This is a genomic window from Lactococcus sp. AK05 (assembly GCF_041026685.1).
Taxonomy (GTDB): Bacteria; Bacillota; Bacilli; order Lactobacillales; family Streptococcaceae; genus Lactococcus; species Lactococcus lactis.
On record NZ_JBFTEI010000008.1, the window covers coordinates 35,357 to 41,786 of the forward strand.

Consider the following 6,430-nt stretch of genomic DNA (forward strand, 5'->3'; position numbering starts at 1 on the left):
TTCTCCTTTGTGATTTCATTCACTTTCTTTTACGTGAATAGTTTAACAAAGTTTTTTATAGATGTCAAGCAATATTGTGATAATTTTTACAAAAATACTCATCAAAAGTTTAGAAAACGGTTTATAACAAGCTTTACTGAAGAAAAAAAAGATTGCTAATTCTTTGATAGGAATTAGCAATCTTTTTAGTTTATCAGTCAAACTTTGTGAAAAAATAAATTTTTATAGTGGTAAAACGCAAGTGATTTCAGGAGCGTAAAAATCTTTTTGTTCCAAAGTTAAAGTACCGGTTTTTTTATCTCGCAAGAAAAGAGATAAATTATCAGATTCTTGATGAGCGACAATGATATAATCTTCAGTTTTGTTGAAATTAAAATCACGAGGGATATGACCTTCAGTATTTGTCCAGCCAATAGTTTCAAGTTTTGTACCAAGAGGGCTTACTTTGTAAGTTGTTAAAGAATCATGTCCACGATTAGAAGTATAGAGGAATTTACCGTCAGATGAAATACGGATGGCAGCAACACCATTTGCTCCATGATAATCTTCAGGTAGGGTGCTAATTGTTTGAAGACGAGCAAAGCGTCCTTTTTCTTCATTGTAACTTAAAACTTCAATTGTTGAATTTAACTCTCCAACCAAATAAGCGATTTTACCATTTGGATGGAAAGTAATATGACGAGCACCCATTCCTTTTTCTGCCCGATAAATTGTAGCAATATTGAGTTTACCTTCACCAATGACATCATAAACAGTGACTTCATCTGTTCCCAAATCACAGGTGACAAGTCGTCCGTCAGGAGTCAAATCAGAATAATGAACGTGTGAGCTAGCTTGTTCAGGACGTGGCCCAGAACCGGTATGTTTTACTGTATCCGTTAATCGGAGTGAGCCGTTAGCTTGAATCTTATAAACACGAACTTCTCCAAGATGATAGTTCGCTCCGTAAACTAATTGGCGCGCTTCGTCCACGGCAACATAGCAGAGTGGAGCTCCCGTGGTTGTGACATTTCCGAGATGAGTGGCAGTTTCGCCATCAAAATCAAAGGCGGCGATTCCTCCGCCATTACTATCTGCTGCACAAGTATAGAGGTGTCCCTTTTCATCGAGAGTGATATAAGTAGGGTTTTGAACCGCAGCGACTTCATTTAATGATGATAATTCAGCAGCTTTAGTGTCCAAAAGAACACTGTATACGCCTTTAGATACACGTTTTGTATAGCCGCCTAAAAGGATTTTTTCTTTCATATTTCTCTCCTCATAAACTAATTTATTTACTATAATTATTTTATCACAAAAAAAGCGGTTTCAGCAAAAATATTAATTTTTTTCTTAGAAAAAAATTTAAAAACTTACTCTTTTAGTGATTATAGAGCCTAAATTAACAATTAAATTTGTCAGACAATAGGAGTGGCTAGAAAAATAGATTTACTGAACAATAGAAACATGAATAGATACTTGCAAAAATAGGTCAAACAATGTATAATGATAGAGTTGCTATGCAACCATCTCGCATTTCGTCTCGACAAAGTCGTAGTGTACGCAAGTATTGCGGCTGCGGATGACAGATGAAAGAGGAAAAACTATTTTAAAAGGAGACATTAACATGTCAGTTATTTCAATGAAACAGCTTCTTGAAGCTGGTGTTCACTTCGGTCACCAAACTCGTCGTTGGAACCCAAAAATGAAACCATACATCTTCACAGAACGTAATGGTATCCACGTTATCGACCTTCAAAAAACTGTAAAACTTGTTGACGATGCTTACAACTATGTAAAAAACGCTTCACAAGAAGGTGCAGTAGTTCTTTTTGTTGGTACTAAAAAACAAGCTGCAGAAGCAGTTAAAGAAGAAGCTCTCCGCGCTGGTCAATACTACGTAAACCACCGTTGGTTGGGTGGTATGCTCACTAACTGGAACACTATCCAAACACGTGTGACACGCCTTAAAGAAATCAACAAAATGGAAGAAGAAGGAACTTTCGAAGTTTTACCTAAGAAAGAAGTAGTTCTTCTTAACAAAGAACGCGAACGCCTTGAAAAATTCATCGGTGGTATCGCTGATATGCCTCGTATTCCAGATGTTATGTACATCGTTGACCCACATGCTGAACAAATCGCAGTTAAAGAAGCTAAAACTTTGGGAATCCCAGTTGTAGCAATGGTTGACACAAACGCAGATCCAGAACCAATCGACGTAGTTATCCCTGCAAATGATGACGCTATCCGTGCTGTTAAATTGATTACAGCTAAAATGGCAGACGCTATCATTGAAGGACGTCAAGGTGAAGATGCAGCGGAAGATTTCGTAGCAGAAGAAGCAGCTTCAGAAGAATCACTTGAAGAACTTGCTGAAATCGTTGAAGGTAAATAATTTTAACCTCAATTTATACTAATTAAGTAACTACAACAGGCGAGGCCTTACGCCTCACCTGTTTTTTTAAATAAAACTACTGTCAATACTGACAGAAAAAAACACATAGGAGATTTACAAAATGGCAGTAACAGCAGCTCAAGTAAAAGAATTACGTGAAAAAACTGGTGCAGGAATCATGGACGCTAAACGCGCTCTTGTTGAAACTGACGGAAATATGGAAGCAGCAGCAGAACTTCTTCGTGAAAAAGGGATTGCGAAAGCAGCTAAAAAAGCTGATCGTGTAGCCGCTGAAGGACTTACAGGAATTGCCGTAAACGGAAATGTTGCAGCGATTGTTGAATTGAACTCAGAAACAGACTTCGTAGCAAAAAATGATCAATTTGTTGCCTTGGTTAAAGAAACAGCAGAACTTATTGCGTCTAAAAAACCAGCAACTAACGAAGAAGCATTGGCACTTGAAACAGCTTCAGGTATTACTCTTGAAGCAGAACTTGTTCAAGCGACTGCTACAATCGGAGAAAAAATTACTTTCCGTCGTTTTGCAGTAATTGAAAAAACTGATGCTCAACACTTTGGGGCTTACCAACATAACGGTGGTAAAATTGGGGTTGTTTCTGTCATTGAAGGTGCAGATGAAACACTTGCTAAGCAAGTATCAATGCATATCGCTGCAATGAACCCTACTGTTCTTTCAGCTGATGAACTTGATTCAGAATTTGTTAAAGCTGAATTAGCACAAATGAACCACAAAATTGATGAAGACAACGCTAGCCGTGTACTTGTTAACAAACCAGAACTTCCACACCATGAATTTGGTTCTAAGAGCCAATTGACAGAAGAAGTTCTTGCAGCAGCGAAAGCTTCATTTGAAGAAGAACTCAAAGCTGAAGGAAAACCAGAAAAAATCTGGGACAAAATTCTTCCAGGTAAAATGGCTAAATTCATCGTTGACAATACAAAAGTTGACCAACAATTTGCTCTTCTTGCACAACTTTACATCATGGATGACAGCAAAACTGTCGAAGCTTTCCTTGAATCAAAAGGAGCTAAAGCAATTGCGTTCACACGTTTTGAAGTTGGTGAAGGAATTGAAAAAGCTGAAACAGACTTCGCAGCAGAAGTTGAAGCAGCAAAAGCAGGACTTTAATTTAATTAAAAAGCAGCCTCTAGAGGTTGCTTTTTTTATTTTGAAAATAAAAAACGGCTTTTCGGTTAGAAAACTAAGAAAATAGTGTATTTCTTTGACGCAATATGCTATAATTATATTTGAGATTTTCTATCTATTTAAAATCTATCTAACCTAAGTAATTAAACTATTTTTAAGTAATTAAATCATTTTATGGAGTAAAGCATGTCAAGTACTGTCATTATCCTCATTGTTGTCTTATTAGTTATTCTCGTAGCCTTTTATGCTTTTGCAATATTAATGCGAAAGAAAACAGAAGACCGTATACTAGCCTTAGAAGAGCGAAAGGAATCGCTTTTCGATTTGCCTGTTCAAGAAGAAATTGATTCTGTTAAAAAAATGCATCTTGTCGGACAATCGCAAACGATTTTCCGTGAATGGAACCAAAAATGGCTTGACTTATCATCAAATTCTTTTGCTGATTTGGAAGAACATATTTTTGAAGCTGAACAATTAAACGATTCATTCCATTTTTTCCGTGCTCGTGAATCTGTAGCGGATAGTGAGGCACAAATTGAATTAATGGAAGGTGATGTCGAAGGAATTCGTCAAGGTGTTGCTCAACTTGTTGAACAAGAAAAGCGTAATTCAAATAAAATTCAAGAATCCCTTGATTTATATGATAACTTACGTAGCGATATTGCTGACAATGCAGATTTGTATGGAACAGTTATTACTGAACTTGAAAAACATTTAGCCAATATCGAAACAGAATTTTCTCAGTTTGTAACGCTAAACTCAACGGGTGATCCGATTGAAGCGGCTGAAGTTTTGGAGACTGCTGAAGAACATACGATTGCTTTACGTGCAATTACAGAGCAAATTCCATCATTTATTAAAACAATTGAAAAAGATGTTCCTAAACGACTTGAAGAATTGCAAGAAGCGAGTGATAAATTCGTTGCAGAAGAATACATTCTTCCCGATAATGTCAACATTAAAGAAAGAATGGATGATTTACATAATCATCTCGTTGAAAGTAGTTCATTATTAGAACAATTTGAACTAGATCGAGTAGAAGCTGAACTTGGTTTAATTCAAGAAAAAGTTGAAGAACTTTATGCTATTTTTGAAAGAGAATATAGCGCACGTCGAAATGTTGAAAAACGTTCATCAGTTCTCAAAGAATATATTGAACATATCAGAGCAAATAATAAAAATCTTCTCCTTGAAATTGATCATGTTACACAAGCCTATATCCTTTCTGGAAACGAAAAAGGATATGTTAGAGGTTATCAAGAACATTTAGAATCTCTTGACTCAGATGTCGATGAAATTCTAGGAAATATTCAAGCTAAAACAATGCCTTACTCAATTCTTTCACGTAGAGTAAATTCAGTAGTCAATGCGCTTGAAGATATTGAGAAGAACCAAATTAAGATTAGTGATACCCTTACAGGACTCAGAGATGAAGAAAGAGCAGCTCAAGAAATTGCAGAACGCTTTGATTCTGAACTCCGTACAATAAAACGTTATGTTGAAAAATGTAATCTCCCTGGTCTTCCTAAAGATTATCTCGACTTGTTCTTCACAACAGGAGATCGAGTACAAAATCTGTTCAAAGAATTAGGACGAGTTAGAATCAACATTGATACAATTAATCATCTTGTTGACGTAAGCACTGAAGATATGCACGTTTTAAAAGAAGCAACGACTAATTTGACTGACCATGCGGTATTAGCTGAACAATTGATTCAATATGCTAATCGTTATAAAGCTGCAAATGAACAAGTAGCACAAGGGATCTCAAGAGCGCTTCAATTATTTGAAAACAGCCGTGACTATGATGGTTCATTTGATGAAATTTCAAAAACACTAGAACTTGTAGAACCAGGTGCAGCTTCTAGAATTTCAGGAGTTTATTTTAAAAATAAACCTACTCCTGATTACTTATAAAATAAAAAAAAGCAAGGTTAATAGCCTTGCTTTTATTTATTGGGTTATAAATTCTGAATATTCGTATAATATCGTTAGGTAAAACACGTAAAAATTATTATAATGTAATAAAAGCCATAAAAATGTCTTGGAAGGATAGATATGAAAATAGCTCATTATAATAAGATACTCCCTGACTGTTTATTAGATATACATTCTCCACCCCTATCTTTTTACTAATAAATCAAATAAAGATAATATAAAAGGAGGACTTTCCAATGACATATTACTTGGAAGAAGAGGATTTTGAAAATCTGTTTTCAGAAATGAAACCTATTGTTATGAAATTAATGAAACAAATTCGCATTAGAACATGGAAAATAGAGGATTATCTTCAAGAGGGGATGATTATTTTACATCTTCTATTAGAAGAGCAGAGCGATGGTCAAAAGCTGCATACAAAATTTAAGGTAAAGTATCATCAAAGATTAATTGATGAGCTAAGACGGAGTTATGCAAAGAAACGAAGCCATGACCATTTTATAGGTTTAGATGTTTATGAATGCTCAGACTGGATAAATTCAGGTGATACTAGTCCAGATAATGAAGTGGTCTTCAATCATTTGCTGGCAGAAGTATATGAAGGTTTGAGCGCACATTATCAAGACTTACTACTTCGACAAATGCGAGGAGAAGAACTAACTCGCATGGAACGGTATCGCCTTCGTGAAAAAATAAAGGCCATCTTATTTTCAGAAGATGAAGATTGAAGGGGGATTCCCTATTTTTAATGAAAATAGGGAGTTTTTTTGATAAGAGAAGAAAAAAGCAAGTAAAAAAAAGACTTATTTTTTTAATTTGACAAAGCTAGTGGTGGCATGAAATGAAGCGAATACAGGAGAGGGAAAAAGCGAACGTAAGATAAAAAAAGGTATAAAAGTCACAGTTAATTCTTGACAAGTTTAGTTAGGTTTGATAGAATATAATAGTTA

At 35.4% G+C, this 6,430-nt stretch carries 5 protein-coding genes; 4 read left to right on the forward strand and 1 reads right to left on the reverse strand.

The window, feature by feature from the left end; genetic code table 11:
• Nucleotides 1–222: 222 nt before the first annotated feature.
• Nucleotides 223–1,248 carry a lactonase family protein gene (locus AB6B24_RS11410; protein ID WP_010906341.1) on the reverse strand — a complete coding sequence of 342 codons (1,026 nt, stop codon included), beginning with the start codon at nt 1,246–1,248 and terminating at the stop codon, nt 223–225.
• A gap of 358 nt (nt 1,249–1,606) precedes the next feature.
• Between AB6B24_RS11410 and rpsB the strand changes: the two genes are divergently transcribed.
• The 4 genes from rpsB (at nt 1,607) to AB6B24_RS11430 (ending at nt 6,208) form a co-directional block, all read left to right on the forward strand.
• Complete coding sequence (gene rpsB, locus AB6B24_RS11415; RefSeq protein WP_011836067.1) at nt 1,607–2,374, forward strand: 30S ribosomal protein S2; 768 nt, start codon at nt 1,607–1,609, stop codon at nt 2,372–2,374.
• Nucleotides 2,375–2,495: 121 nt separating this feature from the next.
• Entirely contained in the window at nt 2,496–3,524 is a 1,029-nt protein-coding gene (gene tsf / locus AB6B24_RS11420; RefSeq protein ID WP_195936349.1) for a translation elongation factor Ts, read from the forward strand.
• A gap of 204 nt (nt 3,525–3,728) precedes the next feature.
• Nucleotides 3,729–5,459 carry a septation ring formation regulator EzrA gene (gene ezrA / locus AB6B24_RS11425; RefSeq protein WP_195936348.1) on the forward strand — a complete coding sequence of 577 codons (1,731 nt, stop codon included), beginning with the start codon at nt 3,729–3,731 and terminating at the stop codon, nt 5,457–5,459.
• A gap of 257 nt (nt 5,460–5,716) precedes the next feature.
• Nucleotides 5,717–6,208, forward strand: coding sequence for a sigma-70 family RNA polymerase sigma factor (locus AB6B24_RS11430; protein WP_153242305.1), 492 nt, complete (start codon nt 5,717–5,719; stop codon nt 6,206–6,208).
• The last annotated feature ends 222 nt before the right edge of the window (nt 6,209–6,430 follow it).